Here is a 26,042-nt window from a genome sequence, read left to right on the forward strand (position 1 = left end):
CCATAATGGCGCGCTGGTACATCATTCACGCCTATTCGGGCTTCGAGGGCAAGGTCCGCGACGCGATCATGTCGGAGGCGACCCGCCTCGGCCTCGAACAACTGGTCGAGCAGATCGAGGTGCCGACCGAGACGGTGACGGAGGCACGCCGCGGCAAGAAGATCGCGGTCGAGCGCAAGTTCATGCCCGGCTACGTCCTCGCCAAGCTCAACATGAACGACGACGTCTATCACCTGGTCAAGAACACGCCCAAGGTGACCGGCTTCCTCGGATCGATGGGCAAGCCGCAGGCGATCAGCGAGGCCGAGGCCGCGCGCATGCTCAACAGCAAGGAAGAGGCCGCCGCCGCCCCCAAGACCAAGGTCAAGGTGGATTACGAGATCGGCGATGCGGTGAAGGTGCTGGAAGGCCCGTTCGCCAGCTTCAACGGCATCGTCGAGGAACTCGATTTCGACAAGTCCAAGGTCAAGGTCAGCGTCTCGATCTTCGGCCGCGCGACGCCGGTCGAGCTCGACTTCGAGCAGGTCGAGCGCAGCAAGTAAGGCAAGGCCGCACGCAATTGCGTGCAGCCGGGCCCGGCCGGCGGGTCGCGCAGCGAACCCGTCCGACGACGCGGGATCCACTCCCGCGTCAGGTGAGGTAGCGCATCACGCGCCGATTCAGCTTGCCTCTTTCCCGTTCCGGACCCGGGGCGCGCTGGCGATGCCCGCACCCTGCCCCTCGCGGAAACCTTTTCTCACGATCCGTTCGCGCAACCAAGCGGCGCCTGCGCCATTGATAGGGTACGCCGCCACGGCGCAAGGTGTCACCGGCCAGCATGCGCCGGGACCCACAAGGAGAGAGCCGGTCATGACCTGTCTACGCTACGTCGGCCTGGGTTTGGCAGCCGTTCTTGGTATCGCGGCGGCGCCCAATCCCGGCGATCCCGTCCGCACCGATCACGCCGTCCGCATCGATCATCGCATCGGCCCCGTCGACGCCCGCTATCGCGGCGACCTGCGCGTCGACCATCGCCAGATCGGCGCCGTCGCGCCGGCCGGCCGCCCGTCGACCTTGCGCTGCCACTGGAACGCGCGGATCGACGTATCCCGCCACGCCGTCACCCCCGGCGGCCACCGCCTGCACCGCAGCTTCGTCAGCGAACCGGTGGCGACCGGCAGCCGCAACGGCTGGTGCGGCGGCCAGCAGCAGGCGATCGCCCGCGACGTCGCGGCACAGGCCGGTGATCTCGACCGTCACCTCCAGGCTGTGGCGCGTGAAGACCATGAGGTGCTGAGCGGCGAACTCGATCGGCTGCACGGCACGGTCAGCGTTGGATGAAGCCAGCGCTATATGCCCTCGGCGCCGGAATCGCGTTGCTGGCCGGCCCGGCCGCGGCGCAGCTGACCACCTCCTCCGGTGTCGAGGCGGCAAGTGACGAAAACCGCCGCGGCCTCAGCTGGAGCGAAGGACGGGCGGTGGCATCGGCAGACGCCCACATCGCCAGCGGCGCACTGGATGCCTCCGCGCGCATCGTCACCACGCGCGGCTCCGATCGCCATGCCGGGGCCGATGCCGTCGCCGATCTCACCGTCGGCTCGGGGTGGGACGTGGGTGCGGTGCGACTGCGCGCGCAGGCGACCGGCCACCTGTTCGCCGGTGCGCGTGGGCGGATCGACTATGTCGAGTTCGGTGGCTCGGCCGGCTATGGCTACGGCCCACTCTACCTGACCGGCGGCGCCAGTTATGCACCGGCGCAGCGCGCGATCGGTGGCAGCAACCTCTATCTCTATGCCAACGCCAGCGCCGGTATCCCCGGTACGCCGCTGACCGTGCTCGCCGATCTCGGCCATTCCTCCGGCGCGGTGGACGATTCCGTCCGCGCCCAGCGACTGCGCCCCGGCGGCGATTACACCGACTGGCGGCTGGGGGTGGAGCATCGCCGCGACCGGCTGACGTTCGGCCTGGATTACGTCGGCACCGACGTATCGCGCGCCGCCGCCTTTGGCCCGTTCGCCGATGCCCGCCATGCCGGCGATCGCATCGTCGGCCGGGCACGCCTGGATTTCTGACCTTTCTCCTCCCTCCCGACCCCGCTACGCCGCGCCGATGACCAGACTTGCCGTATTCGACTGCGACGGAACGCTCGTCGACAGCCAGGCCAATATCTGCCGGGCGATGGAGGAGGCGTTCCTGCTCGCCGACATGCCGGCGCCGCCGCGTGCCGCGATCCGGCGGATCGTCGGCCTCAGCCTGGTGGAGGCGCTCGCCGCGCTGCTGCCGCAGGCCGATGCCCCGCTGCACCGACGCATGGCGGCGGATTACAAGGACGCGTTCTTCCGCCTGCGCACCAGCGGCGTAATGGCGGAGGAGCCCTTGTTCGAGGGCATCGACACGGTCCTGCAAACGCTGGCGGACGACGGCTGGCTGCTCGGCGTCGCGACCGGCAAGTCCGACCGCGGCCTGGCGCATATCCTCGGCCATCACGGCCTCGCCCACCGGTTCGTCACCTTACAGACCGCCGACCGCCACCCGTCCAAGCCTGATCCGGCGATGCTGCTCGCCGCCATGGCAGAGGCAGGCGCGGCGCCCCATATGACCGCGATGATCGGCGACACCAGTTTCGACATGGCGATGGCCAAGGCGGCGGGCGCCCGCGCGATCGGCGTCGCCTGGGGCTATCACGACCTCCACGATCTGGTGGACGCCGGGGCCGACGTCGTCGCCGAGCGCGTCGCCGCCCTGCCGGGGCTGCTCGCATGAGCGGCCATACCGCGCGGCGGCGCTGGCTCGCCATGGTCGGCAGCCGGCTTGCCGGCAGCATCGGCGCGATCTTCGGCCTGGTCCTCGCGGCGCGCGCGCATGACTGGCCGACCAAGGCGCTGGGCGTCGCGATCACGCTGTCGGCGCTGGCGGTGATCGCGATCGTGCCGGCGAGCTTCGCACAGCGCTGGCGGACGCCGCCACAGCCATGAAGCGCTTCTGGACCGATGTGGCCATCGATGCCGACCGCGTGGTGACGCTGGACGGCAGGCCGGTGCGCACGCCCGGCCGCACGCCCCTGGCGCTGCCGACGCCCGCCCTAGCCGACGCAGTGGCGGCCGAATGGCGCGCCGTGCCCGACACGCTCGATCCGCGGACGATGCCGCTCACCGGCCTCGCCAACGCCGCGATCGACCGCATCGCGCCCGATCCCGCCGCCTTCGCCGCCGGCCTTGCCGCCTATGGCGAAAGCGACCTGCTCTATTACCGCGCCGATTCGCCCGACGATCTGGTCGCCCGCCAGCGCGACGCCTGGGATCCGTGGCTCACCTGGGCGCGTACCCGCTATGACGTGCATTTCGAGCCGACCTCCGGCGTCATGCATCGACCGCAGCCGGCGGCGACGCTGACCCGGCTGAGCGACGCTGTAAGCGCCCTCGATCCCTTCCACCTCGCCGGGCTGTCCCCGATCGTGACGATCACCGGCTCGCTTGTGCTGGCGCTGGCGCTGCTGGAACGCGCGGCCGATCCCGATGCGGCGTGGATGGCCGCGCACGTCGACGAGGATTGGCAGGCGGACCTGTGGGGTACCGACGCCCTGGCCATTCAGGCGCGCGACAATCGCCGCCGCGATTACGACGCCGCCATCACCTTCCTGCGCGCGCTGGATTGAGCGGCCAGTGGGACGGCTCCGTGCAAAATTGCAGAGATAGGATGGGCTCGCGCGGAGGCGGGAAGGTCTTGCGCCGGCAGTGTGTGCCGCTCCCATCACGCTATAGCGCCGCGCTTTAGACTTGAACCGTTTGCCCTGAGCCTGTCGAAGGGCAGCGCCGCAAGCGTATCGTCCGTTGCAGCCCGCCCTTCGACAAGCTCAGGGCAAACGGGATACAGGGTGAAGGGGTCTACCGCTCGATGCCCTGGCATGATGATGGAAGAGCATTGAGCCGCGTCTCACCTACGCGCTAACCACCTCATCTTCGGCGTTACGCCGATCCCGCCACGCGGGTCAGCTTGCGGATGAAGCCGATCAGTCCCGTTTGCCGCGACCGCTTCAGCCGTTCGGCAGCGAGGATCGTCTTCACCCCCTTGAAGCATTGCTCGACGTCGTCGTTGACCAGGACATAGTCATAGCCGTCCCAGTGGCTCACCTCATTGGCGGCACGCGCCATGCGCGCCTCGATCACCTCGGCCGAATCGGTGTTGCGGTTGGTGAGCCGGGCGCGCAGCTCCTCCATCGACGGCGGAAAGATGAACACACGGACCACGTCGCCGCCAGCGATCTGAAAGAGCTGCTGCGCGCCCTGCCAATCGATATCGAACAGCACGTCCTTGCCCGCCGCCAGCATCGCCTCGACCTGCGCACGCGGCGTGCCGTAGCGCTGGCCGAAGACGTGCGCCCATTCCAGGAATTCGTCCTCCGCCACCATGCGGCGGAATTCCTCGAGATCGACGAAATGATAGTCCTTGCCGTCCACTTCGCCCGGCCGCATCGGCCGCGTCGTCGCCGACACCGACATGCCGAGTTCCGGCTCGTCCGCCAGCAGCTTGCGCGCGATCGTCGATTTGCCCGCGCCGGATGGCGATGACAGGACGAACAGGACGCCGCGGCGCTTGAAATGGTGCGGGTCATGGGGCTGGGTCGTCGGCATGCGCGCTAGTGGCGTCTGCCCGCCCCGCGCGTCAAGCACCTGCTGCAAAAACGCAATGGGTCAGGCCGCTCCCGCGAGGGAGCGGCGGAGACGTTCACAGCCCGCGCTTCGCCTCGCGTCGGCGATCATACGCCTTCTTCGCGACATAGCCGCCGCCCAGCAACAGGCCGAGCGGCCCCATGCGCCGCATCGCGCCGACTGAGAGCGCGCCGATCGCCGCGCCCTTCAGGCCACCCGACCCGTCGCGACGGTCCATTTCGCGCCCGACGAGCGCACCGATAATCCTGCCGATCATGCTTCCACCTTTCCGAACACCGTGTCCTTCAGCTGCTCCGCACCGCGCAGCACCGCCCAGCCGACCGCATAGGTGACCGCCAGCGGCAGCACGACCTTCAGCACATTGGCCGTGACCGCGCCGATGATCGCGCCGTCCGCAACGCCATCGTCGTCGCCGGAGAGCGAATCGATCGCCGCGCCGATCAGCGCGCCCGTTGTCGTGGTGCTCACCTGTCGTCCTTCGTTTGCCTGGCCCGCTGAAGCGCGCGAACGCTGCGCGAAGTTCCGTAACGGTCCCGTTCCGGCGTCATCGCCCGATCATCGTCTCCGGGCGGACCAGCCGATCGAACGTCGCCTCGTCGACCAACCCCAGTTCCAGCCCCGCCTGCTTCAGCGTCTGGCCATGCTGGTGCGCGTGCTTGGCGATCTTGGCGGCATTGTCATAGCCGACCTCGGGCGCCAGCGCCGTGACCAGCATCAGCGATCGCTCGACCAGCTCGCCGATCCGCCCGGCATTCGCCTGTAGCCCGTCGACCGTCCGTTCGGCGAAGCTCGTCATGCCGACGCTGAGCAGCGCGATCGACCGCAGCACATTGGCGCCGATCAACGGCTTGAAGACGTTGAGTTCCAGATGCCCCTGCAATCCGCCGACGGTGACCGCGACGTTGTTGCCCATCACCTGTGCGGCGACCATGGTCAGCATCTCGGCCTGCGTCGGGTTGACCTTGCCCGGCATGATCGAGCTGCCGGGTTCGTTGGCCGGCAGATCGAGCTCGCCGAGGCCGGACCGCGGACCCGATCCGAGCAGCCGGATGTCATTGGCGATCTTGGTCAGCGCCACCGCCAGCACGTTGAGCGCGCCATGCAGGTCGACGAGGCCGTCGTTGCTCGCCAGCGCCTCGAACTTGTTGGGCGCGGTGACGAAGGGAAGGTCCGTCAACGCCGCGATCTCCGCCGCCACGTCCTCGGCGAAGCCGGCCGGCGCGTTGAGCCCGGTGCCGACCGCGGTTCCGCCCTGCGCCAGCGGCATGATGTTGCGGGCGAGCGTGCCCTCGATCCGGTCGCGCGCATTGGCAAGCTGCTGGACGTAGCCGGAAAATTCCTGGCCCAGCGTCAACGGCGTCGCGTCCTGCAAATGGGTCCGGCCGATCTTGACGAGGTCGTCCCATTCCGCCGCCCGCGCCGCCAGCGCATCGCGCAGCCGGTCGAGCGCCGGGTACAGCTGCCGCGTCACCGCCAGCGCCGCGGCGACGTGCAGCGCGGTCGGGAAACTGTCGTTGGACGATTGCCCGCGGTTGACGTCATCGTTGGGATGCACCGGCGTCTTGCCGCCACGCGTGCCGGTCAGCGCCTCGTTGGCGCGGCCGGCGATGACCTCGTTGACGTTCATGTTCGACTGCGTGCCGCTGCCCGTCTGCCAGATGACGAGCGGAAACTGGTCGTCCATCGCGCCGTCCGCGATTCGCGCCGCGGCAGCCTCGATCGCATCCGCCTTTTCGGGCAGCAGCCCGTGCCGCCGGTTCACGCGCGCCGCCGCGCGCTTCACGATCGCGAGGGCATGGACGATCTCCACCGGCATCCGCTCGCGCGGGCCGAAGGGGAAATTCTCGAGACTGCGCTCGGTCTGCGCGCCCCAATAGGCGTCGGCGGGGACCTCGATCGGGCCGATCGAATCGGTTTCGGTGCGGGTGGTCATGCGGTGGTGAACCGGCGGCGGCGATGATGGTTGCGGCGCAATGGCCCGTCACGGGAGTAAATCCCGTGACGTCGAAGCTCGGCTAAGCCGAGCCCGGCCGGGCGTTCGCGTCACTTGCGCGACCGCGGTTAGCGTCCGCTACACCGCTCGCTTCGCCTCACTTCTTCCGCTTGAAGTCCACGCTGACGACGTTGGAGCCATCCTCGGCCGGGGTCACGGTCGGGCCGTCGTTTTCCGCCTCGTCGTGCGGTTCCGGCCGGTCGCCCGGCCCTTCGGTCGCCTGGAAGCGCAGTTCGAAATTCACCGCCGGATCGTGGAAGCCGGTGATCGCCGAATAGGGGATGACCAGCTTGGAGGGCACCTGGTTGAAGCTCAGCCCCACCGAAAAGCGCCGCTCGTCCACCGTCAGGTCCCAATAGCGGTTCTGCAGCACGATCGTCATCTCGTCCGGGAAGCGCTCCATCAGGCGCTGCGGGATGTCGACGCCGGGCGCCTGCGTCTTGAAGGTGATGTAGAAATGATGCTCGCCGGGCAGCCCGCCCGATTCGGCCACCGAGCCGAGCACGCGGCCGACGACGGCACGCAGCGCCTCCTGGACGATTTCATCATACGGGATAAGGCTATCGGGCAGGCCGTCGGTCATTCCCCTTGGGTAGCGCACTGGCGGGGCCGGTCAAGATTGTGTGTGCCGTAACACCCACGTATGGGGCGGGCCGACATGCGCACCGCGACCATCAACCGCTCCACCGCCGAGACGCGGATCGACGTCACCGTCAATCTCGACGGCACCGGCACCTATGCGATCAGGACGGGCATCGGCTTCCTCGACCATATGGTCGAGCAGCTCTCGCGCCACGGCCTGATCGACATCGACCTGAAGGTGGACGGCGATCTGCATATCGACGGGCACCACACCGTCGAGGATTCGGCGCTCGCGCTCGGCCAGGCGGTGGCGCAGGCGCTGGGCGACAAGCGCGGCATCCGCCGCTACGGCGATGCGCTCTCGCCGATGGACGAGACGCTGACCCGCGTGGCGCTCGATATTTCCGGCCGGCCGTGGCTGGTGTGGAAATCGGGCTTCACCGTCGCGCGCCTCGGCGAGCTCGACACCGAGCTGATCGAACACTGGTTCCACAGCTTCGCACAGACCGCCGGCATCACCCTGCACGTCGAGACGCTGTACGGCAGCAACAACCACCATATCGTCGAAAGCGCCTTCAAGGGGCTCGCCCGCGCCCTGCGCGCCGCCGTCGAGATCGATCCCCGCAAGGCGGACGCGATCCCCTCGACCAAAGGCGTATTGTGAGCGCGCTGGCCCTCATCGACTACGGCGCCGGTAACCTCCATTCGGTCGAGAATGCGTTGCGGGCAGCGGGCGCGACAGACCTTGCCGTCACCGCCGATCCCGACGTCGTGGCGAAGGCCGATCGCATCGTCCTGCCCGGCGTCGGCGCCTTCGGCGCCTGCGCGGCGGCGCTGCGCGCGGTGCCCGGCATGGTCGAGGCGATGGAACGGCGCGTCCGGCGGGACGGCACCCCGTTCCTCGGCGTCTGCGTCGGCATGCAGCTGATGGCGGAGGTCGGCGAAGAGCTGGGGCAGCACCGCGGCCTCGGCTGGATGCGCGGCCGCGTACGCCGGCTGGAGCCCGGCACCATGGACGCCAAGGTCCCGCACATGGGCTGGAACGACGTGGTGCCATCGGGCGACCACCCGCTGGTGCCGGCGGGCGAGGCCTATTTCCTGCACAGCTACGCCTATGAGGGCGAAGACGTGATCGCGACCAGCGACCATGCCGGCCGGGTTACCGCCGCGATCGCCCGCGACACGATGCTCGGCGTGCAATTCCATCCCGAAAAGAGCCAGCGCTACGGCCTGGCGATGCTCGAAAGGTTTCTCGCATGGCGGCCGTAACGCCTTTTGATCCTCCCCAAGCTCGCTTGGGGAGGGGGACCGCCGACCGCAGGTCGGTGGTGGAGGGGGCCGCCGTGCAACGGCGGCTACGCCGCCGCCCCTCCACCATCGCGATGCGATGGTCCCCCTCCTCGAGCGAGCTCGGGAAGGAATGTGCGGCATGACCCTCATCGTCTTCCCCGCCATCGACCTCAAGCGCGGCCAGGTCGTCCGCCTTGCCGAGGGCGATATGGACCGTGCCACCGTTTATGGCGACGATCCCGCGGCGCAGGCCTTGCGCTTCGCCGACGCCGGCGCGCAGCATCTGCACGTCGTCGACCTCGATGGCGCCTTCGCCGGCGAATCGGTCAACGGCCAGGCGGTGCGCGCCATCGTTTCCGCCTTTCCCGGCCACGTCCAGCTCGGCGGCGGCATCCGCAACCGTGCCAGCGTCGAACGCTGGTTCGACCTCGGCGTATCGCGCGTCGTGATCGGCACCGCGGCGCTGGAGGACCCCGATTTCGTCCGCGCCGCCGCGCGCGACTTCCCCGGCGGCATCGTCGTCGCGGTCGACGCCAGGGACGGCATGGTCGCCACCAAGGGCTGGGCGGACGTGTCGACCACCAGCGTCGTCGATCTTGCCCGCCGCTTCGAGGATGCCGGCGTCGCCGCGCTGCTGTTCACCGACGTCGGCCGCGACGGCCTGCTCAAGGGCTGCAACGTCGATGCGACCGTCGACCTCGCCCGTGCGGTGTCGATCCCGGTGATCGCCAGCGGCGGCGTCAAGGGCATCGACGACATCCACATGCTGTCGATCCACGCAGGCGACGGCATCGAAGGCGTCATCACCGGCCGCGCGCTGTACGACGGCCGCCTCGACCTCGCCGCCGCGCTCGCCGTGGCGCAGGCGGCGTGATGATCGCTCGGATATCGCCAAGCTGTAAGCCCCTCACCTTCAAGGGAGGGGTTTGGGGTGGGGCGAGTTTCACAGAGACCATCGCCCGCGTCTTCCACCCCAACCCCTCCTCTGAAGAGGAGGGGCTACAACGATGACCGTCCGCGCGCGCGTGATCCCGTGTCTCGACGTGGCGAACGGCCGCGTCGTGAAGGGCGTCAATTTCGTCGAGCTGCGCGATGCCGGCGATCCGGTCGAACAGGCGCGCGCCTATGACGCTGCGGGGGCGGACGAGCTCTGCTTCCTCGACATCACCGCCAGCCACGAGGATCGCGGCACCATCCTCAACGTGGTCCGTCGCACCGCGGCGGTCTGTTTCATGCCGCTGACCGTCGGCGGCGGCGTGCGCACCGCCGACGATGCCCGCGCGCTGCTGCTCGCCGGCGCTGACAAGGTCGCGGTCAATTCCGCCGCCGTCGCCCGGCCGGAGGTGGTCGCCGACATCGCCGAACGCTTCGGCAGCCAGTGCTGCGTCGCCTCGGTCGACGCGCGCCGCGTCGGCGAGGGATGGGAGGTGTTCACCCACGGCGGCCGCCGCCCGACCGGGATCGATGCGGTCGCGCATGCGCTCCACCTGGCCGAACTCGGCGCCGGCGAACTGCTCGTCACCTCGATGGACCGCGACGGCACCCGATCGGGCTACGATCTCGACCTCGTCCGCGCCATCGCCGACCGGGTCAGCGTGCCGGTGGTGGCGAGCGGCGGCGTCGGCGGGCTTCCCGACCTCGTCGCCGGTATCCGCGACGGTCACGCCAGCGCGGTCCTCGCCGCCTCGATCTTCCACTTCGGCGAGGCGAGCGTCGCCGACGCGCACGCCGCGCTGGCGGCGGCGGGCATCCCGGTACGCAGGCCCGTCGCGGCCGCTTAGCGCTTCGCTAAGGCTTTGCCGGCAAACCGGCACCATGTACCGCATCGACTTCCGCCACGACCTGAACCTCGTCGACATCCGGTGGACCGGCCTGTTCGACGGGCCGAGCGTCGATGCCTATGCCGACGAACTGATCCGCCGTTTCCGCGAAGAAGGCTTCGCGCCCGGCTATCGCCTGCTGATGGACATGAGCGGCTGCAGCGTGCAGCCCGCCGAAGCGGCATCGGCTATCAACCGGCGCCTCGGCAGCTTCCATCGCGCCAGCCGCATCGCGATCGTCACCGCCAGTGCGATCACGCGGTTGCAGGTGCGGCGGTTCATGACGCAATCCTACCTGCGCATCTTCGCCTGCCCGGACGAGGCGCGCGACTGGCTGGCGGCATGATGCTGCCGCTGCTGTCGGTCGCCGGGGGGCATTCGGGCGTGGTCCATCGCCGGACCGGGCCCGAACTGTCCGACTTCGCGCTGTTCCTCGTCGCCGCGGCCGGCCTGTGGCTGGTGCGGCGCGCGATGCGCCGCCGATTCGGGCCGGCGCCGACGAACAAGGATTGACCCCTCCCCGCCTCCCGCGCCAAGCGGTGTCCATGGACCCGCTCGACCGCCTGGAAGCCACCATCCGCGCCCGCCGCGACGCCGCCGAACCCGGCCGCTCCTATGTCGCGAGCCTCTTTGCCAAGGGCCGCCCGAAGATCGCGCAAAAGGTCGGCGAGGAAGCGACCGAGACGGTGATCGCCGCCCTCGCCGCGCCGGAGACGCTCGCCTCGGAAGCCGCCGACCTCGTCTTCCACCTGCTGGTGCTGCTCGCCGATGCCGGCCTGGGCCTGGACGATGTGCGCGCCGAACTCGCCCGGCGCGAGGGCGTGTCCGGCCATGACGAAAAAGCCGCGCGCTGACAGGAGCCTGCCGCATGCCGATCGATGCCACCCTGCCCTATGACGACCAGAACGTCTTTGCGAAGATCCTGCGCGGCGAGATCCCGTCGCGCCGTGTCTATGAAGACGACCACGCCGTCGCCTTCCACGACATCGCCCCCGCCGCCCCGGTCCACATCCTGGTGATCCCGCGCGGCGCCTATGTATCGTGGGACGATTTCAGCGCCCGCGCATCCGATGCGGAGATCGCCGGCTTCATCCGCGCGATCGGCCATGTCGCGCGCGAGCACGGCCTCGTCGCCCCCGGTTACCGCCTGCTCGCCAACATCGGCGGCGACGCGGGCCAGGAGGTGCCGCACCTCCACGTCCATCTGTTCGGCGGCAAGCCGCTCGGACCGATGCTCGCAGGCTAAGTATCTATCATTGCTTTGAAAAGCATGAACGACACATAAGGGATTGCCACCGTCTCATTTGAGACTAGCATCGCGCGCTTCACCATGCGGCGGCGCGTAGAGGCCGTGCGCATCCGGGGGGATACGCTACATGATATTCGGGCGCGTCAAACCACTCGACGCCATTCTCGCCACGGCCGAAAAACGCGGCCTGCACCGCTCGCTGGGTGCGTTCCAGCTCACCATGCTCGGCATCGGGGCCGTGATCGGCACCGGCATCTTCGTGCTGACGTCCGAAGCCGCGCAGAAGGCGGGGCCGGGCATGATGATCTCGTTCATCATCGCCGGCTTCGTCTGCGCGGTCGCGGCGCTGTGCTATTCGGAACTCGCCTCCATGGTGCCGGTGGCGGGATCGGCCTACACCTACACCTATGCGGTGATGGGCGAATTGCTCGCTTGGATGGTCGGCTGGGCACTGATCCTGGAATATGCCGTCGGCGCATCCGCCGTCGCGGTCGGCTGGTCCGGCTATGTCGTCGGCCAGATCAGGAACCTGCTCGGCATCGAGGTGCCGATGGAATGGGTCAACGGGCCGTCGGCTGGCGGCTACATCAACCTGCCTGCGGTCTTCATCTCGCTGCTCGTCACCTGGCTGCTGGTGATCGGCACCACGGAAAGCGCGCGGGTCAACGCGATCCTCGTGTGCATCAAGGTCGCCGCGCTGACGCTGTTCATCGCGCTGTCGCTGCCGGTGATGGACATGCAGCATTTCGAACCGTTGATGCCGACCGGTTTCGCCGGCGTCGCCGGGGCCGCCGCCTCGATCTTCTTCGCCTATGTCGGCTTCGACGCCGTCTCGACTGCTGCCGAGGAGACCAAGAACCCGCAACGCAACGTGCCGATCGGCCTGATCGCGTCGCTCGGCTTCTGCACCATCTTCTACCTTTTGGTGTCGGCCGGTGCGATCGGTTCGCCGCTGGGCGCGCAGCCGGTGCGCAGCGCGGCGGGCACCCTGCTGTCGCCGGGCACGTCGGAGCTTGCCGATCGCTGCCGCGCGATCGTCGCCGGCGGGGCGCTGGAGCCGCTCTCCTGCTCGCGTGAGGCGCTGGCACACGTGCTGCGCACCATCGGCTGGGTGCAGATCGGCAATCTGATCGGCCTCGCCGCCACGCTGGCGCTGCCGTCGGTGGTGCTGATGATGATGTTCGGCCAGACCCGCGTGTTCTTCACCATGGCGCGCGACGGCCTGCTGCCGACCCGGCTCGCCGCGGTCCACCCGAAATATCGCACGCCGCACGTCGTGACGATCGTCACCGGCATCGCCGCCACGCTCGCCGCCGCCTTCCTGCCCGTCGGCAAGCTCGCCGATTATTCCAATTCGGGAACGCTGTTCGCCTTCCTGATGGTGGCGGTATCGGTGCTGGTGCTGCGCAAGGTCGATCCCACCCGCAAGCGGCCGTTCCGCACCCCGCTGGTCTGGTTGGTCGCACCGGCCGCGATCCTCGGCTGCCTGTATCTCTATTTCTCGCTGCCGCTGCTCGCCATCCTGGTGCTGCCGGGCTGGGGGCTGATCGGGCTGGTGATCTACTTCGGCTACAGCCGCAGCCGGTCCTATGTCGGGCGCGGCATCACCGACGTGGTGGACGATCCCGCCATGCAGCCGGAGATCGCCAAGCCGCTGCACTGATCCGCCGCGGTCGAGACGACGAAAAAGGGCCGGGGGAGCGATCCCCCGGCCCTTCCTGTATCGGCACCCGTGGCGTGGCGGATCAGCCGAGCTTCGCCGCCGCCAGCGCCTTCATGTCGACGTTCGGCCGCGCGCCGAAATGGCTGATGATCTCGGCGGCGCAGATCGCGCCGAGCTTCAGCGAAGCGTCCAGCCCCTTGCCCTGCGCCTGGCCGTGGAGGAAGCCCGCCGCGAACAGGTCGCCCGCACCCGTGGTGTCGACCACCTGCGCGATCGGCTCCGCCTGCACCTCGGCCCGCGTGCCGTTCTGGATCGCGCACGCACCCGACGCGCCCCGCGTCACCACCAGCGTCGGCACCTGCGCCGAAAGGGCGGCCACCGCCGCCTCGAAATCCTCCGTCTCGGCGAGCGCGGTCAGCTCCGCCTCGTTGGCGAACAGGATGTCGATCAGCCCATCGGCGATCAGCTTGCGGAAATCGCCGCCGTGACGGCCGATGCAGAACACGTCGGACAGGGTGAAGGCGACCTTGCGCCCCGCCTTGCGCGCCGCCTCGATCGCAGCGCGCATCGCCGCGCGCGGCTCCTCCGGGTCCCACAGATAGCCTTCGAGATAGAGGATCGCCGCATCCTCGATCACCGACAGGTCGAGCGCCCCTTCCGGCAGGAATTGCGAGGCGCCGAGATAGGTGTTCATCGTCCGCTGCCCGTCGGGCGTGACGAAGATCAGGCAGCGCGCCGTGGTCGGCTGGCCCGCCCGCACCGCGGTGGCGAAATCGACGCCGGCGGCGCGGATGTCGTGCGCGAAGACCTCGCCCAGCTGGTCGTCGGCGACCTGGCCGATGAAGGCGGTGCGTCCGCCCAGTGCGGCGATGCCGGCGACGGTGTTCGCCGCCGATCCGCCCGACACCTCGCGCCCCGGCCCCATCCGCGCGTACAGCGCATCGGCGTCCTCAGGCGAGAACATCAGCTGCATCGACCCCTTGGCGACGCCGATCGATTCGATGAAGGCGTCATCCGCCTGCGCGAGGATGTCGACGATGGCATTGCCGATCGCGACGACGTCATAGGTAGGCTGGGACAAGAAGCAGGCTCCGGAAAATCAGCAAACGCCGTCCCCTAGAGGCGCCGCCTTCCCCGCGCAACGCGGGCGGTTGACGCCGCCGCCGCAAGCCGCCACCCCCGCGGGCGATGCTGCGTGCGCTCGCCCTCTCCATCGGCCAACTCGGCGACCCTGCGATCCTGCGCGTGGCGGGCAAGTCGCTGCTGGTGACGCTGGCGATCTTCGCCGCGCTCGCGGTCGGAGTGTTCGAGATATTGCGCCGCTGGCTCGCCGGTTTCGCCGGCGGCTACGATGATGGCCTTGCCGGAGTGGTGGCGGTGGTCGTCTTCGTGCTCGCCGCCTGGCTGCTGTTCCGCGTCATCGCCATCGCGGTGCTCGGCGTCTTCGCCGACGATGTGGTCGCCGCCGTGGAGGCGCGCCACTACCCCGCCGCCCATGCCGCCGCCCGCCCGGCGGGGCTCGGCCGTTCGCTGCGCATGGGGCTTGGCTCGGCGGCGCGGGCGATCGCGGTCAACCTGCTGATGCTTCCCGTCTATCTGGCGCTGCTGTTCACCGCGATCGGGCCGGCCATCGCCTTCTTTCTGGTCAATGCCTGGCTGCTCGGCCGCGACCTCGGCGACATGGTGGCGAGCCGCCACATGGACGATGCGACGATGCGGGGCTGGCGCAAGGCGACGCGGGGGCGCCGCTTCGCGACGGGGCTTGCCGGCACCGGCCTGTTCGTGGTTCCGCTCGTCAACCTGCTGGCGCCGATCCTGGGCGCGCAGCTGGCGACGCACCTGTTCCATGCCTCACGCGGGGCGACGGGCGCGAAGGGGGTAGGTACGTGAAGGCATCGGCGATTCTCCTGTTGGCCCTGGGGTTGAGCGCCTGCGCCGCCCCCGGCGTCGTCGCGCCCCCGGTGGCGCGGCCGGTGGTCACCTACACCAGCGCCGGCCTCGAACGCGTCATCGGCCAGGACGCCGCCGGCCTCGTCACCCTGTTCGGCCAGCCCGATGCCGACGTCCGCGAAGGCACCGCACGCAAGCTCCAGTTCGCCGGCCCGATCTGTGTCCTCGACGCCTATCTCTACCCCAAGGGCTCGGAACCCGCCCGCGTCACCTATCTCGACGCCCGCGAACCCGACGGCAGCACCATCGACCGCGCCAGCTGCGTCGCCGCCCTGACCCGGCGAGATGGCGGAAAGTAGGCGCAGGACACCCTCAGCGTACCGGCGAGGTCAAGCGGCGGTCGATACTCTCGTAATCAGTCCCCGATATTCGTCCAGCGCAAGCCCCGGTAGCACTGCCGCCTCGGCCGCAGGAAACCAGCGCAACGCGTCATGCTCGTCGCCGAGCATGACCGGCTCGCCACCATCCCATGCGTCGACGAGGAAGAGGTGGTAGGTCGCGCCGCAAGCGGCATCGTCGATCGCGGCCGCCGGCCGGAACCGCACCGGCGTCACCCCCGTCTCCTCCCGCACCTCGCGGATCAGCGCTTGCTCCGGGGTTTCGCCGGGTTCGACGTGGCCGCCGACAAAATCCCAGCATCCGGCATAGGTCCGCTTGTGCGCCGCCCGCTTCGCCAGCAGCACCGCCCCGTCACGCATGAAGATGGCGCAGACGGTTTCCGTCACGCACTCACGCCCAACCGCCCGATCGCCCATGCCGCCGCCTCCGCCACCACCGGATCGTCATCCTCGCGCAGCCGCTCCAACACCGGCACCAACCCCCGGGCGCCGCTGTTCCCCGCCGCGATCGCCGCGTTGCGCACCATCCGGTTGCGGCCGATCCGCTTGATCGGCGATCCGGCGAACACCTGCCGGAACCCCGCATCGTCGAGCGCCAGCAGGTCGGCGAGCGCCGGGGCGGTGAGTTCGGCGCGCGGCTGGAAGGCGAGGTTCGCCGCGGCCGCGGCGGCGAACTTGTTCCAGGGGCACACCGCCAGGCAATCGTCGCAGCCATAGATGCGGTTGCCGATCGCTTCCCGAAATTCGATCGGGATCGGCCCGGCATGCTCGATCGTCAGGTAGGAGATGCAGCGCCGCGCATCGAGGCGGTAGGGCGCCGGAAACGCCTCGGTCGGGCAGGCGCGCTGGCAGGCATCGCACGAGCCGCAGCTGTCGCGCCCCGCCGTTTCGGGCGAGAGGTCCAGCGTCGTGTAGATCGCGCCCAGGAACAGCCAGCTGCCATGGGCGCGACTGACCAGATTGGTGTGCTTGCCCTGCCACCCCAGTCCCGCCGCCTCGGCGAGCGGCTTCTCCATCACCGGCGCGGTGTCGACGAACACCTTGAGGTCGCCGCCGCCCTCCTGCGCCAGCCAGCGGCCGAGCGCCTTCAGCGCCTTCTTGACCACGTCGTGATAATCCTGCCCCTGCGCGTAGACGGAGATGCGGCCGCGCTCGCCCTCAGTCGCCAGGCGCAGCGGGTCTGCGGCCGGGGCATAGCTCATGCCGAGCGCGATCACGCTGCGCACCTCCGGCCACAATCCCGCCGGCGAGCCGCGGTGATGCTCGCGCTCCGCCATCCAGATCATGTCGCCGTGGCGCCCCTCGCCCAGCCATTGGCGCAGGCGCTCGGCGGTGCGCGGCGCGGCATCGGCGCGCGCGATGCCGCAGGCGACGAAGCCCAGCTCTGCCGCCTTTGCCCTGATCCGCGCCTCGAAGTCTGGTTGTCGCTTGTGTTCGGCCACGTCGCCCCGCTACCACAGCCGCGAACGGGGAAAAACGGTGACATCAAGCGAGTTGGCGGTCTTCGCCGAGCATCTGGTGAAGCGCTTCGGCGACCGGCGCGTGGTCGACGGCGTCGACCTCGCCGTTCCGCGCGGCGCGATCTACGGCGTGCTCGGCCCCAATGGCGCCGGCAAGACGACGACGCTGCGCACCCTGCTCGGTATCCTCGAACCCGACGAGGGCCGCCGTGCGATCCTCGGCCACGACGCCCCGCGCGAGGCGAGCGACCGCGTCGGCTACCTGCCCGAGGAGCGCGGCCTCTATCCGTCGATGAAGGCGCGCGACGCCATCGCCTTCATGGGCGCGCTGCGCGGGCTCGACCGCCGGACCGGCCGCGCCCGCGCCGCCGAGATGATGGAGGCGGCCGGCCTCGGCCACGCCGTGGACGAGAAGATCAAGAAACTGTCCAAGGGCATGGCACAGCTCGTCCAGTTGCTGGGGTCGGTGGTGCACCGCCCCGATCTGCTGGTGCTCGACGAACCCTTCTCCGGGCTCGACCCGGTCAATCAGGAAAAGCTCGAATCGCTGATCCTCGCCGAGCGGGATCGCGGCGCCACCGTACTCTTCTCGACCCACATCATGGCGCATGCCGAGCGGGTGTGTGACCGGCTGGCGATCATCGCCGGCGGCAAGCGCCGTTTCGAAGGGACGGTGGACGATGCGCGCGGCACCCTGCCGAGCCGGGTCCGCTATCTGCCGGTCCGCCCCGACCCCACTATCGCCGACGTGCTGCCGCGCGATGCAGTGGCGGACGGCGACGGCTGGCGCTTCCAATTGCCGCGCGAGGGGATCGAGGGGTTGCTGGTGACGCTGATCGAGCGCGGCTACGGGATCGGCGGCCTGTCGATCGAGCGACCCGGTCTGCACGACGCCTTCGTCCGCATCGTCGGCCAGGATGCCGCCCGGGATGCCGCGGCTCCGGGAGACGCGGCATGAGCCTCGCCCGCACGCTCCGTCAGGCGCTCACCATCGCGCGGCGCGATTTCATCGCCACCGTGTTCACGCCGATCTTCCTCCTCTTCCTGTTCGCGCCGGTCATCATGGGATCGTTCGGTGCGGTCGGCGGCATGGGGGCGGCCAGCGTCGCCGACGGGCGCGCCGACAAGACGCGGATCGTCGCGATCGTGCCGGATCGCGATGCGCGGACGATCGCAGAGGCGGACACGCGGCTGCGCGCCGTCTTCCGCCGCGACGACGAGGCGCCGCCGGCGCTCACCACGCTGCGCCCCGACGCCGATCCGGCGGCGCAGGCGCGCGCCGCCTTCCAGGCCAAGGATTACGAGGCGAGCGCGGTGCTCTACGGGCCACTCGCCAGTCCGCAGGTGCTGTACGGCCCCCGCGGCAAGCGCGCCGCCGATTACCTCGGCGTGCTCGCTGCGGAGACGATCGCGGCGGATCGGCTGAACGGCGACGTGCCGCGCGTCACCGCCGTGACCACCCCGATGGAGCGGTCCGGCGGATCGGCGGGCAACCGCCGCCAGTCCGCCTCCTTCGCCGTCTTCGGCGTGTTCCTGCTCAACCTGTTCCTCGCCAGCCAGGTGGTCGGCACCATGGCGGAAGAGCGCAACAACAAGGTGATCGAGGTGCTCGCCGCCGCCGTGCCGCTGGAAAGCGTGTTCCTCGGCAAGCTGCTCGGCATGTTCGGCGTCGCCATCCTGTTCGTCTGTTTCTGGGGCACGATCATCGCCAAGCTGGGATCGCTGCTGCCGCCGGAGGTCGCATCGGCGCTGGCGATCCAGGCGGCGGTCGGCATGCCGGCCTTCGTCGCCTTGTTCGTCACCTATTTCACCATGGCCTATCTGCTGCTCGGCTCCGCCTTCCTGGTGGTCGGGGCGCAGGCCTCCACCCCGCGCGAGATCCAGATGCTCGCGCTGCCGATCTCGGTCCTGCAGATGGGCATGCTCGCGCTCGCGCTCGCCGGGACGGCGCGGCCGGACAGCTGGGTCGCCACCGCCGCGCAGCTGTTCCCCCTCTCCTCGCCCTTCGCCATGGCGGGCCGCGCCGCGACGTCGCCGGAGCTGTGGCCGCATATCGCCGCCATCGCCTGGCAATTGCTGTGGGTGACGCTGTTCATCACGCTCGGCGCCCGCCTGTTCCGCCGCGGCGTGCTGCAATCGGGCAGCGCCAAGCCGTTCTGGAAGCGGGGCCGTACCGCTCACGAGAGCAATTGACATAAGTGTCAGCGAGGTATCTCCTGTCGCAAAACGACAGGAGAGGAATGATGGCGACCCTGATGCAGGCGGCCGAGCCGTCCGTCGATCCGCTCGACGTGAGCCGGCCGGAGCTGTACCGCGACGACACCTGGCATGCGCCCTTCGCGCGGCTGCGCGCCGAGGCGCCGGTCTACCGCTGCGACCATAGCGACTACGGCCCCTATTGGTCGGTGTCCGCCTACAAGCCGATCGTCGAAGTCGAATCGCTGCCCGAACTCTATTCGTCGGAAGCCGGCGGCATCACGCTCGCCGACTTCATTCCGGACAGCGACGTGCGCATGCCGATGTTCATCGCGCGCGATCGGCCGGTGCATACCGGCCAGCGCCGCACCGTCGCGCCCGCCTTCACGCCCTCCGAGATGGCGCGGATGAGCGAGGATATCCGCCACCGCACCGCCGATCTGCTCGACACGCTGCCATGGAACACGCGGTTCGACTGGGTCGACACCGTGTCGATCGAACTCACCACGCAGATGCTGGCGATCCTGTTCGACTTCCCGTGGGAGGACCGGCGCAAGCTTACCTTCTGGTCCGACTGGGCCGGCGATATCGAACTGGTCAAGAACGAGGCAACGCGCAAGCAGCGGCTCGGCTACATGTACGAATGCGGCGCCTATTTTCAGGGCCTGTGGAACGCCAAGGTCGGGAAAGAGCAGACGCCCGACCTCATCAGCATGATGATCCATTCGGACGCGATGAGCCACATGGACCATTTCGAATTCATCGGAAACCTGATCCTGCTGATCGTCGGCGGCAACGACACGACGCGCAATTCCATGTCGGCGCTCGCCTATGGCCTCGACCGCTTCCCCGATGAACGCGCCAAGCTGGAGGCGGACCCCGCGCTGATCGCCAATGCGACGCAGGAGATCATCCGCTGGCAGACGCCGCTCGCCCATATGCGCCGCACCGCGACGCGCGACACCGAATTGATGGGGCAGACGATCCGCGCCGGCGACAAGCTCGCGCTCTGGTATCTTTCCGCCAACCGTGACGAGAGCGTGTTCGGGGCCGACGCGGACCGCATCGTCGTCGATCGTCCCAATGCGCGCCGCCACCTCGCCTTCGGCCACGGCATCCATCGCTGCGTCGGCGCCCGCCTCGCCGAACTGCAGATCGGCATCCTGCTGGAAGAGATGGCGAAGCGGCGCATGCGCGTGAACGTGCTGGCCGAACCGACCCGCGTCGCCGCCTGTTTCGTCCACGGCTATCGCCAGTTGCCGGTGGAGATCACGCGCTACTGATCGTCCCGAAACGGGCGTAGATGACGCGAATGTCATCGGCGATACGCCCCGGCGTCATCCCATGCGGCGTACCCCCCGTCCTGACAGGGTTGGGAGGACCGTTCGATGCGCAGGGTCGGGATCGCGATGTTGGCCGCAGCCGTGCTGACCATGGGTGTGGCCGAGCCGCGCCCGGTCATGGCCATCGAGGCGACGGCCCCCCATGCCGTGCCGGCGAGCGGCCCGATCCGCATCCTGTCCTACAATGTCGAAGGGCTGCCCTGGCCGCTGACGCACGGCCGGGCGCAGGCGGCGGCCTCGATCGCCGCCGACCTGCGCGCCCTGCACGCCCGCGGCGAGGGGCCGCAGGTGGTCGCCGTGCAGGAGGCGTTCGGCGACGCGCAAAAGGATATCGGCCGCGCCGCCGGCTATCGCTACGCCGCCTTCGGGCCGAGCGCCGATCTCGCCGCCGCACCCGCGACCACGGCGGCGGAACGCGCCTATCTGGATGCGGCGAGCTTCTGGCATGGCGAGACGGAGGCGCCGCGCGAGGATAGCGGCCTCGCCATCTTCTCCGACTATCCGATCCTCGCGGTCCGGCGCATCGCCTTTGCGCGCTTCGCCTGTGCCGGCTACGATTGCCTCGCCAACAAGGGCATGCTCGCCGTCGCCCTGCGCATCCCCGGCCGCGCGACGCCGCTGATCGTGCTCGACACGCATCTCAACGCCCGTTCGGCATCGGGCGTCGCCGACGCGCGCAGCTTCGCCGCCTATCAGCGGCAGGTCGATGCGCTGCACGGCTTCGTCGGCGCGCTCACCGCCACCAAGGCGCCGCTGGTGCTCGCCGGTGACTTCAACGTCGGCAACGATCCGGCCCGCCAGCATTATCTGGCCGATGCGCTGATCGACGGCCGCGATATGACCATCGCCGCATCGGAATCGGCGTGCGGCCCGGAGTGCCGGACGATCGCGTCCACCCCGACGGTCGCCCGCGCCAAGACGATCCTGGCGTTCCGCGGCGCCGTGTCGGCAGAGGGCAGCACGATCGGCTTCGGCACGCTTGCGGATGGCAGCCGCTTGTCCGATCACGTCGGCGTCATGCGCAGCTTCGCGTTAGACGCCTAGGCGCTCGACGCTCAGTTCGGCTTCTCCGTCTCTGCCGCGATCGGCTCGGACGCTCCCGAACACTCGCCCTGCTCGCGCGCGGCCACGGCGGCCGGCTTCTTCCGGCCCATCGTCCAGTTCGCCTGCATCCGCACGCGCGGATTGGGCGCGCACCAGATCTCGCCGGTGTCGTTGATCGCGGTGACCCAGATCAGGTTATGCTCCTGGCCATAGTCGATGACGGCAAAGGCAAAGCCGGCGCCCTTGTCGAGCACGTGAACGGGTAACGGGGGATCGAGCTGTTGGAAGGACATGGGATCGGTTCGCCTCTCGGCGCTGCAAGCGCTCGATACGGACACATTGTTCCAACCTGGGTTATTGGGTTCGGTCAACGGGATGCGGAACGGACGCCGGCTTCCTATATCGGTCACATGTCCGAACCGACCGATCGCCGCTCGCTCCTGTCGCTCGCCGTCGCCGGGATCGCCGGCGCCGCCCTATGGGGTTGCCGCAGCGCCCCCGCCGCCGCCGCGGAAACCTTTCCGGTGCACATGAGCGATGCCGCATGGCGCAAGAAACTGGGTGACGCCGCCTGGGCGGTGCTGCGCCACGAGAGCACGGAACGCCCCTTCACCAGCCCGCTCAACGACGAGCATCGCGCCGGCACCTTTGCCTGCAAGGGCTGTGCGCAGCCGCTGTTTTCGTCGAAGACCAAGTTCGACAGCGGCACCGGCTGGCCGAGCTTCTACGCCCCCCTGCCCCGCGCGGTGGCGACGCGCAGCGACCGTTCCATGCTGATGGAACGCGTCGAGGTGCATTGCCGCCAATGCGGCGGGCATCTCGGCCACGTCTTCGACGACGGGCCGAAGCCGACCGGCAAGCGCTATTGCATGAATGGCGTCGCGATGACCTTCAAGGCGGCGTAACGCGCCTTCCGCTCGCCCGGCTTACTCGCCGGCGACCGGGATCACCGACACGGCGGCGGCGGTGGCGATGATCGTCGTATCGACGACGGGCGCCGCCTCGACGACCGGGGCACGGCCCGAATAGATGAAGCCGTTGGTCGGATAGCTCGACGTGCCGAGCCCGCCGGTCGGGCCGTACCACACCTTCACCTCGCTCCAGTCGCCCGCGGCCGACACGTCGATCGCGCGAACGTCGTGTTCGACCGCGCCGGGGCGCGACCAGTTGGCGTGGGTGAGCAGCACCTCGCGGTCGCTCACCACCTTCGACACCATGGCGACATGGCCGACGCGCATGCGGCGGGTGGACTGGAACGCGAGCACCGCGCCGACCTTGGGCGCATGGCCACGCTCGTAGCGGCCGGCGGCCTGACCCCACCAGGTGTTGGCGTTGCCGTGGATGTCGATGCCGGAAATCTCACGGGCATAAGGCGCGCACTGCCAGAACTGCGCCATGGCCGGGGTGGCCATCATCAGGCCGCACGAAACCACCAGCGCAAAACGCGCTGCCAACGCCTTCAAAGTCATTTGCTGACCCCCCGGTCAAAACCCGTTCGTCGAGGATGTCGCTACCCTGCGATTCGGCGTTCTCCAATGGCCGCGGGAACCATAAGCGGCGAACGGTGTTTGCGCGCCGACGAGACGACGAAGCGTCGCCGCGGCATCATCCTTTCACCTGGGTGAACGCCGGGATCTAGCGAGAATCAGACAGTTTTATTGCCCCAAGCCGGGCGAGCCGCGCTTCGTGCTCGGCGCGCCCGAACGGAAAGCGGGTGAAACAGAACGCCGCCAGCCCCGCGATCGTCAGATAGACCAGGCCATAGGTCAGCGTCAGCCGGTCGATCGTCGCCACCGCCACCTGCCCGGGCACGGCCTTGTCGGGGAAGCCTGCGCTGGCCAGGATCACCCCTGCCAGGAAGATGCCGATCCCCGAGGTGCATTTCTGCACGAAGAACGATCCGGCGAAGAACACCCCCTCCGACCGGCGGCCGGTGCGCGCCTCCGAATCCTCCACCACATCCGCCATCATCGAGGCACCGAGGATGAAGGCGGTGACGTTGCACGCCGTCGCCGCGATGAAGAAGCCGAGCAGGATGGGCAGCAACGTCGGCGTCCCCACCTCCGGCAGCAGGCCGAGCAGCCGCAGGCCGTAAGGCAGGATGTTGCAGCTCGCCCCCAGCGCCACCGCCGATGCCGCCGCGCCGGGCTTGCTCACCCGCCGCCCGATCCGCGGCGCCGCGACGAAGGCGATCAGCACGCCGCCGAACAGCGCCAGCGTCGCATAGACGAAGATCACCCCGCGAAACCCCCAGACATAGGTGTAGAGGTAGGTCGACATCGCATAGCTGATCCCCTGCACCGTATAGGCGCACAGCCCGGCGAGCATCAGGATCGCAAAGGCGCGGTTGCGCACCGTCTGCGCCAGTTCGCGAAAGCCGGCGGCGATCGACTGGCGCACGATCGGCGGGTTGGGCAGGTTGGGGATCTCGCGATGCGTACCCCAGGCGGAAACCAGGATCGCCGCGCCCATCAGCATCGCACCGAGCAGCGCGAACCCGGCATAGCCCGCCCGGTTGAGCAGGCCGTTGGCATGATCCGGCGTCGGCGCCAGGAAATAGAGATAGGCGCTCACCAGCATCGCCAGGCCGCCCGCCCAGCCGAACAGGTAACGCCAGGCCATGATCCGCGTGCGCTCGTCGTAATCGGACGACAGCTCCGGCGTCAGCGCGACCGAGGGCACCTCATAGCAACTGACCGCGGTACGCACGCCGACCGCCGCGACGAACAGCCAGGCGAGCGTCGCCGCCTGCGACAGCGACGACGGCGGGTTCCACAGCAGCACCCAGCCGACCATGATCGGCAGCGCCGACCCGTACATCCACGGGTGGCGCCGCCCCCAGCGGGTCCGCGTCCGATCGGAGAGGAAGCCGACCGCCGGATCGACCAGCGCATCGATCAGCAAGGCCAGCATCACCACCAGGCCGACGGTGGCGGAGGGCAAGCCGACGACCTGGTTGTAGAACAGCAGCAGGAAGGTGCCGAACCCCGCGTCCTTCACGCCATAGGCGACGGCGCCGAAGGCATAGGCGCCCATCGTCCCCTGGCCGAGCCGGCGCGCGGGTGGGACGATGGCGGCGGCGGAGCCGGCGGTTTCTCCTGCAACCTGCATCCTCGCTCCTCATCTTTTTCCGCAAGCATAGTATGGGGTTATCTGCCGTCAATCATGCCATTTCGAATTTCGGGTTTGCAGGCGGCGGTCCGCCGTTCTAGCAAGAGGCGGCAATCAACCGCGCCTGCCGCAGGCGCCAGGGGCAGGTGACATGGCTCTCGATCCCGAAACCTTCGATGCGCTGATCGACACCGTTCGCCGGTTCGTCGCCGAGCGGCTGCGCCCGCTAGAGGCGGAGGTGGAGGCCGCCGATGCGATCCCCGACGCGGTGGTCGCGGAGATGAAGGACCTGGGCCTGTTCGGCCTGTCGATCGCCGAGGATTATGGCGGGCTTGGTCTGACCATGGTCGAGGAATGCCGCGTCGCGATCGAGATGGGGCGGACGACGCCCGCCTTCCGTTCGACGTTCGGCACCAATGTCGGCATCGGTAGCCAGGGCCTCGTCATGGCCGGCACGCCCGAACAGAAGGCCGAATGGCTGCCGCGCATCGCAAGCGGCGCGATCGTCACCAGCTTCGCGCTGACCGAGCCCGACGTCGGCTCCGATTCGGGATCGGTGAAGACGCGGGCGGTCAAAGACGGCGACGTCTATCGCCTGTCCGGCACCAAGCGCTACATCACCAATGCCGACAAGGCGCAGCTGTTCACCGTCATGGCCCGCACCGGTGAAGAAAAGGGCGGGCGCGGCGTCTCCGCCTTCCTGGTGCCCCGGGACCTGCCCGGCATCTCCATCGGCGAACCCGAAAAGAAGATGGGGCAAAAGGGCGCCAAGGTCGCCGACGTCCATTTCGACGACGTGCCCGTACCCGCCGCCAACCGGCTGGGTGCGGAGGGTGAAGGCTTCAAGATCGCGATGCGCGTGCTCGATCGCGGGCGGCTGCACATCAGCGCGGTCTGCGTCGGCGTCGCCGAACGGCTGATCGCCGACAGCGTCGCCTATGCCGGCAGCCGCAACCAGTTCGGCCAGCCGATCGCCGCGCACCAGCTGATCCAGGGCATGATCGCCGACATGAAGACCGAGGCGCTGGTCGCCCGCGCGATGGTGATGGAGACGGCCGCGGCCAAGGATCGGGGGGAAGACGTGGTGCTCGAATCCGCCGCCGCCAAATATTTCGCCAGCGAGATGGTCGGCCGCGTCGCCGACAAGGCCGTGCAGATCTACGGCGGCGCCGGCTATATCGCCGATTACGGCATCGAACGGCTGTACCGCGACGTCCGCCTGTTCCGCATCTACGAAGGCACCAGCCAGATCCAGCAGGTCATCATCGCCCGCGAAACGATGAAGCGCGGGGGGTAACGTGTCTTTACCAGCCTCACCGCCGTCATTGCGAGCGTAGCGAAGCAATCCAGGGCG

At 69.0% G+C, this 26,042-nt stretch carries 34 protein-coding genes; 23 read left to right on the forward strand and 11 right to left on the reverse strand.

What is annotated here, in order from left to right; translation table 11 throughout:
* The first annotated feature begins 5 nt into the window (after positions 1 to 5).
* From nusG to ACTZQ5_RS04430, 6 genes are all read left to right on the forward strand, one after another.
* Positions 6 to 542 carry a transcription termination/antitermination protein NusG gene (nusG, locus tag ACTZQ5_RS04405; RefSeq protein ID WP_443583943.1) on the forward strand — a complete coding sequence of 179 codons (537 nt, stop codon included), beginning with the start codon at positions 6 to 8 and terminating at the stop codon, positions 540 to 542.
* A gap of 307 nt (positions 543 to 849) precedes the next feature.
* The gene (locus ACTZQ5_RS04410) at positions 850 to 1,320 is read left to right on the forward strand and encodes a hypothetical protein (protein ID WP_443583944.1); all 471 of its coding nucleotides are present in this window, start codon (positions 850 to 852) and stop codon (positions 1,318 to 1,320) included.
* Entirely contained in the window at positions 1,317 to 2,051 is a 735-nt protein-coding gene (locus ACTZQ5_RS04415; protein ID WP_443583945.1) for a TorF family putative porin, read from the forward strand. Before ACTZQ5_RS04410 ends, ACTZQ5_RS04415 begins: the two co-directional genes overlap by 4 nt.
* A gap of 37 nt (positions 2,052 to 2,088) precedes the next feature.
* Positions 2,089 to 2,742, forward strand: coding sequence for an HAD-IA family hydrolase (locus tag ACTZQ5_RS04420; protein WP_443583946.1), 654 nt, complete (start codon positions 2,089 to 2,091; stop codon positions 2,740 to 2,742).
* Positions 2,739 to 2,954 carry a hypothetical protein gene (locus tag ACTZQ5_RS04425; protein WP_443583947.1) on the forward strand — a complete coding sequence of 72 codons (216 nt, stop codon included), beginning with the start codon at positions 2,739 to 2,741 and terminating at the stop codon, positions 2,952 to 2,954. The genes ACTZQ5_RS04420 and ACTZQ5_RS04425 overlap by 4 nt, the downstream gene beginning before the upstream one ends.
* On the forward strand, positions 2,951 to 3,634 hold the full coding sequence (locus ACTZQ5_RS04430; RefSeq protein ID WP_443583948.1) for an ATP12 family chaperone protein: 684 nt from the start codon (positions 2,951 to 2,953) through the stop codon (positions 3,632 to 3,634). Before ACTZQ5_RS04425 ends, ACTZQ5_RS04430 begins: the two co-directional genes overlap by 4 nt.
* A 310-nt stretch (positions 3,635 to 3,944) precedes the next feature.
* Here ACTZQ5_RS04430 and gmk read toward each other — a convergent pair whose 3' ends face one another.
* The 5 genes from gmk to ACTZQ5_RS04455 form a co-directional block, all read right to left on the reverse strand.
* Positions 3,945 to 4,610: a guanylate kinase gene (gene gmk, locus ACTZQ5_RS04435; protein ID WP_443583949.1), complete on the reverse strand. Its 666-nt coding sequence runs from the start codon at positions 4,608 to 4,610 to the stop codon at positions 3,945 to 3,947.
* Positions 4,611 to 4,704: 94 nt separating this feature from the next.
* Positions 4,705 to 4,905 (reverse strand): hypothetical protein, encoded by a 201-nt coding sequence (locus ACTZQ5_RS04440; RefSeq protein ID WP_443583950.1) that lies wholly within the window; start codon positions 4,903 to 4,905, stop codon positions 4,705 to 4,707.
* Positions 4,902 to 5,117 carry a hypothetical protein gene (locus ACTZQ5_RS04445; protein WP_443583951.1) on the reverse strand — a complete coding sequence of 72 codons (216 nt, stop codon included), beginning with the start codon at positions 5,115 to 5,117 and terminating at the stop codon, positions 4,902 to 4,904. Before ACTZQ5_RS04445 ends, ACTZQ5_RS04440 begins: the two co-directional genes overlap by 4 nt.
* A 76-nt stretch (positions 5,118 to 5,193) precedes the next feature.
* A complete protein-coding gene (gene fumC / locus ACTZQ5_RS04450) occupies positions 5,194 to 6,582 on the reverse strand; it encodes a class II fumarate hydratase (protein WP_443583952.1) in 1,389 nt (462 codons plus the stop codon).
* 157 nt (positions 6,583 to 6,739) lie between these two features.
* A complete protein-coding gene (locus tag ACTZQ5_RS04455) occupies positions 6,740 to 7,225 on the reverse strand; it encodes an SspB family protein (RefSeq protein WP_443583953.1) in 486 nt (161 codons plus the stop codon).
* Positions 7,226 to 7,300: 75 nt separating this feature from the next.
* Between ACTZQ5_RS04455 and hisB the strand changes: the two genes are divergently transcribed.
* From hisB to ACTZQ5_RS04500, 9 genes are all read left to right on the forward strand, one after another.
* Positions 7,301 to 7,888 carry an imidazoleglycerol-phosphate dehydratase HisB gene (gene hisB, locus ACTZQ5_RS04460; RefSeq protein ID WP_443583954.1) on the forward strand — a complete coding sequence of 196 codons (588 nt, stop codon included), beginning with the start codon at positions 7,301 to 7,303 and terminating at the stop codon, positions 7,886 to 7,888.
* A complete protein-coding gene (gene hisH, locus ACTZQ5_RS04465) occupies positions 7,885 to 8,493 on the forward strand; it encodes an imidazole glycerol phosphate synthase subunit HisH (RefSeq protein ID WP_443583955.1) in 609 nt (202 codons plus the stop codon). The genes hisB and hisH overlap by 4 nt, the downstream gene beginning before the upstream one ends.
* A 160-nt stretch (positions 8,494 to 8,653) precedes the next feature.
* Entirely contained in the window at positions 8,654 to 9,388 is a 735-nt protein-coding gene (hisA, locus tag ACTZQ5_RS04470; protein WP_443583956.1) for a 1-(5-phosphoribosyl)-5-[(5-phosphoribosylamino)methylideneamino]imidazole-4-carboxamide isomerase, read from the forward strand.
* Positions 9,389 to 9,521: 133 nt separating this feature from the next.
* On the forward strand, positions 9,522 to 10,295 hold the full coding sequence (gene hisF / locus ACTZQ5_RS04475; protein ID WP_443583957.1) for an imidazole glycerol phosphate synthase subunit HisF: 774 nt from the start codon (positions 9,522 to 9,524) through the stop codon (positions 10,293 to 10,295).
* Between the two features lie 34 nt (positions 10,296 to 10,329).
* A complete protein-coding gene (locus ACTZQ5_RS04480; RefSeq protein ID WP_443583958.1) occupies positions 10,330 to 10,680 on the forward strand; it encodes a SpoIIAA family protein in 351 nt (116 codons plus the stop codon).
* Positions 10,677 to 10,847, forward strand: a complete 171-nt coding sequence (locus ACTZQ5_RS04485; RefSeq protein WP_443583959.1) for a hypothetical protein — start codon at positions 10,677 to 10,679, stop codon at positions 10,845 to 10,847. Before ACTZQ5_RS04480 ends, ACTZQ5_RS04485 begins: the two co-directional genes overlap by 4 nt.
* 32 nt (positions 10,848 to 10,879) lie before the next feature.
* Positions 10,880 to 11,188 (forward strand): phosphoribosyl-ATP diphosphatase, encoded by a 309-nt coding sequence (locus tag ACTZQ5_RS04490; RefSeq protein WP_443583960.1) that lies wholly within the window; start codon positions 10,880 to 10,882, stop codon positions 11,186 to 11,188.
* Between the two features lie 14 nt (positions 11,189 to 11,202).
* Positions 11,203 to 11,580: a histidine triad nucleotide-binding protein gene (locus ACTZQ5_RS04495; RefSeq protein ID WP_443583961.1), complete on the forward strand. Its 378-nt coding sequence runs from the start codon at positions 11,203 to 11,205 to the stop codon at positions 11,578 to 11,580.
* A gap of 130 nt (positions 11,581 to 11,710) precedes the next feature.
* Positions 11,711 to 13,246: an amino acid permease gene (locus ACTZQ5_RS04500; RefSeq protein ID WP_443583962.1), complete on the forward strand. Its 1,536-nt coding sequence runs from the start codon at positions 11,711 to 11,713 to the stop codon at positions 13,244 to 13,246.
* A gap of 82 nt (positions 13,247 to 13,328) precedes the next feature.
* Here ACTZQ5_RS04500 and ACTZQ5_RS04505 read toward each other — a convergent pair whose 3' ends face one another.
* Positions 13,329 to 14,327 (reverse strand): adenosine kinase, encoded by a 999-nt coding sequence (locus tag ACTZQ5_RS04505; RefSeq protein WP_443583963.1) that lies wholly within the window; start codon positions 14,325 to 14,327, stop codon positions 13,329 to 13,331.
* A gap of 107 nt (positions 14,328 to 14,434) precedes the next feature.
* Between ACTZQ5_RS04505 and ACTZQ5_RS04510 the strand changes: the two genes are divergently transcribed.
* Both ACTZQ5_RS04510 and ACTZQ5_RS04515 read left to right on the forward strand, forming a co-directional pair.
* Entirely contained in the window at positions 14,435 to 15,136 is a 702-nt protein-coding gene (locus ACTZQ5_RS04510) for an EI24 domain-containing protein (RefSeq protein ID WP_443583964.1), read from the forward strand.
* Positions 15,133 to 15,495: a hypothetical protein gene (locus ACTZQ5_RS04515; RefSeq protein WP_443583965.1), complete on the forward strand. Its 363-nt coding sequence runs from the start codon at positions 15,133 to 15,135 to the stop codon at positions 15,493 to 15,495. The genes ACTZQ5_RS04510 and ACTZQ5_RS04515 overlap by 4 nt, the downstream gene beginning before the upstream one ends.
* 30 nt (positions 15,496 to 15,525) lie before the next feature.
* Here ACTZQ5_RS04515 and ACTZQ5_RS04520 read toward each other — a convergent pair whose 3' ends face one another.
* Together ACTZQ5_RS04520 and queG are read right to left on the reverse strand one after the other, a co-directional pair.
* Positions 15,526 to 15,921, reverse strand: a complete 396-nt coding sequence (locus tag ACTZQ5_RS04520) for an NUDIX domain-containing protein (RefSeq protein WP_443583966.1) — start codon at positions 15,919 to 15,921, stop codon at positions 15,526 to 15,528.
* Positions 15,918 to 16,976 carry a tRNA epoxyqueuosine(34) reductase QueG gene (queG, locus tag ACTZQ5_RS04525; RefSeq protein WP_443583967.1) on the reverse strand — a complete coding sequence of 353 codons (1,059 nt, stop codon included), beginning with the start codon at positions 16,974 to 16,976 and terminating at the stop codon, positions 15,918 to 15,920. Before queG ends, ACTZQ5_RS04520 begins: the two co-directional genes overlap by 4 nt.
* A gap of 52 nt (positions 16,977 to 17,028) precedes the next feature.
* Between queG and ACTZQ5_RS04530 the strand changes: the two genes are divergently transcribed.
* The 4 genes from ACTZQ5_RS04530 to ACTZQ5_RS04545 all read left to right on the forward strand — a co-directional run bounded on the left by ACTZQ5_RS04530 (position 17,029) and on the right by ACTZQ5_RS04545 (position 21,577).
* A complete protein-coding gene (locus ACTZQ5_RS04530; protein ID WP_443583968.1) occupies positions 17,029 to 17,952 on the forward strand; it encodes an ABC transporter ATP-binding protein in 924 nt (307 codons plus the stop codon).
* Positions 17,949 to 19,187, forward strand: a complete 1,239-nt coding sequence (locus ACTZQ5_RS04535) for an ABC transporter permease (protein WP_443583969.1) — start codon at positions 17,949 to 17,951, stop codon at positions 19,185 to 19,187. Before ACTZQ5_RS04530 ends, ACTZQ5_RS04535 begins: the two co-directional genes overlap by 4 nt.
* A 50-nt stretch (positions 19,188 to 19,237) precedes the next feature.
* Positions 19,238 to 20,473, forward strand: coding sequence for a cytochrome P450 (locus tag ACTZQ5_RS04540; RefSeq protein ID WP_443583970.1), 1,236 nt, complete (start codon positions 19,238 to 19,240; stop codon positions 20,471 to 20,473).
* A gap of 126 nt (positions 20,474 to 20,599) precedes the next feature.
* Positions 20,600 to 21,577, forward strand: coding sequence for an endonuclease/exonuclease/phosphatase family protein (locus ACTZQ5_RS04545; RefSeq protein ID WP_443583971.1), 978 nt, complete (start codon positions 20,600 to 20,602; stop codon positions 21,575 to 21,577).
* 11 nt (positions 21,578 to 21,588) lie between these two features.
* On the opposite strand, the gene ACTZQ5_RS04550 is transcribed toward ACTZQ5_RS04545, so the two are convergent.
* Positions 21,589 to 21,870: a hypothetical protein gene (locus ACTZQ5_RS04550; protein WP_443584136.1), complete on the reverse strand. Its 282-nt coding sequence runs from the start codon at positions 21,868 to 21,870 to the stop codon at positions 21,589 to 21,591.
* A 117-nt stretch (positions 21,871 to 21,987) separates the two neighbouring features.
* Here ACTZQ5_RS04550 and msrB point away from each other — a divergent pair, with 117 nt between their 5' ends.
* Positions 21,988 to 22,482 (forward strand): peptide-methionine (R)-S-oxide reductase MsrB, encoded by a 495-nt coding sequence (msrB, locus tag ACTZQ5_RS04555; RefSeq protein WP_443583972.1) that lies wholly within the window; start codon positions 21,988 to 21,990, stop codon positions 22,480 to 22,482.
* Between the two features lie 21 nt (positions 22,483 to 22,503).
* On the opposite strand, the gene ACTZQ5_RS04560 is transcribed toward msrB, so the two are convergent.
* Positions 22,504 to 23,046 (reverse strand): CHAP domain-containing protein, encoded by a 543-nt coding sequence (locus tag ACTZQ5_RS04560; RefSeq protein ID WP_443583973.1) that lies wholly within the window; start codon positions 23,044 to 23,046, stop codon positions 22,504 to 22,506.
* A gap of 166 nt (positions 23,047 to 23,212) precedes the next feature.
* Entirely contained in the window at positions 23,213 to 24,613 is a 1,401-nt protein-coding gene (locus ACTZQ5_RS04565; protein ID WP_443584137.1) for an MFS transporter, read from the reverse strand.
* A 226-nt stretch (positions 24,614 to 24,839) separates the two neighbouring features.
* Here ACTZQ5_RS04565 and ACTZQ5_RS04570 point away from each other — a divergent pair, with 226 nt between their 5' ends.
* A complete protein-coding gene (locus tag ACTZQ5_RS04570; RefSeq protein WP_443583974.1) occupies positions 24,840 to 25,985 on the forward strand; it encodes an acyl-CoA dehydrogenase family protein in 1,146 nt (381 codons plus the stop codon).
* Positions 25,986 to 26,042 lie beyond the last annotated feature (57 nt).

Source organism: Sphingomonas cellulosilytica (genome assembly GCF_052321755.1).
GTDB lineage: Bacteria > Pseudomonadota > Alphaproteobacteria > Sphingomonadales > Sphingomonadaceae > Sphingomonas.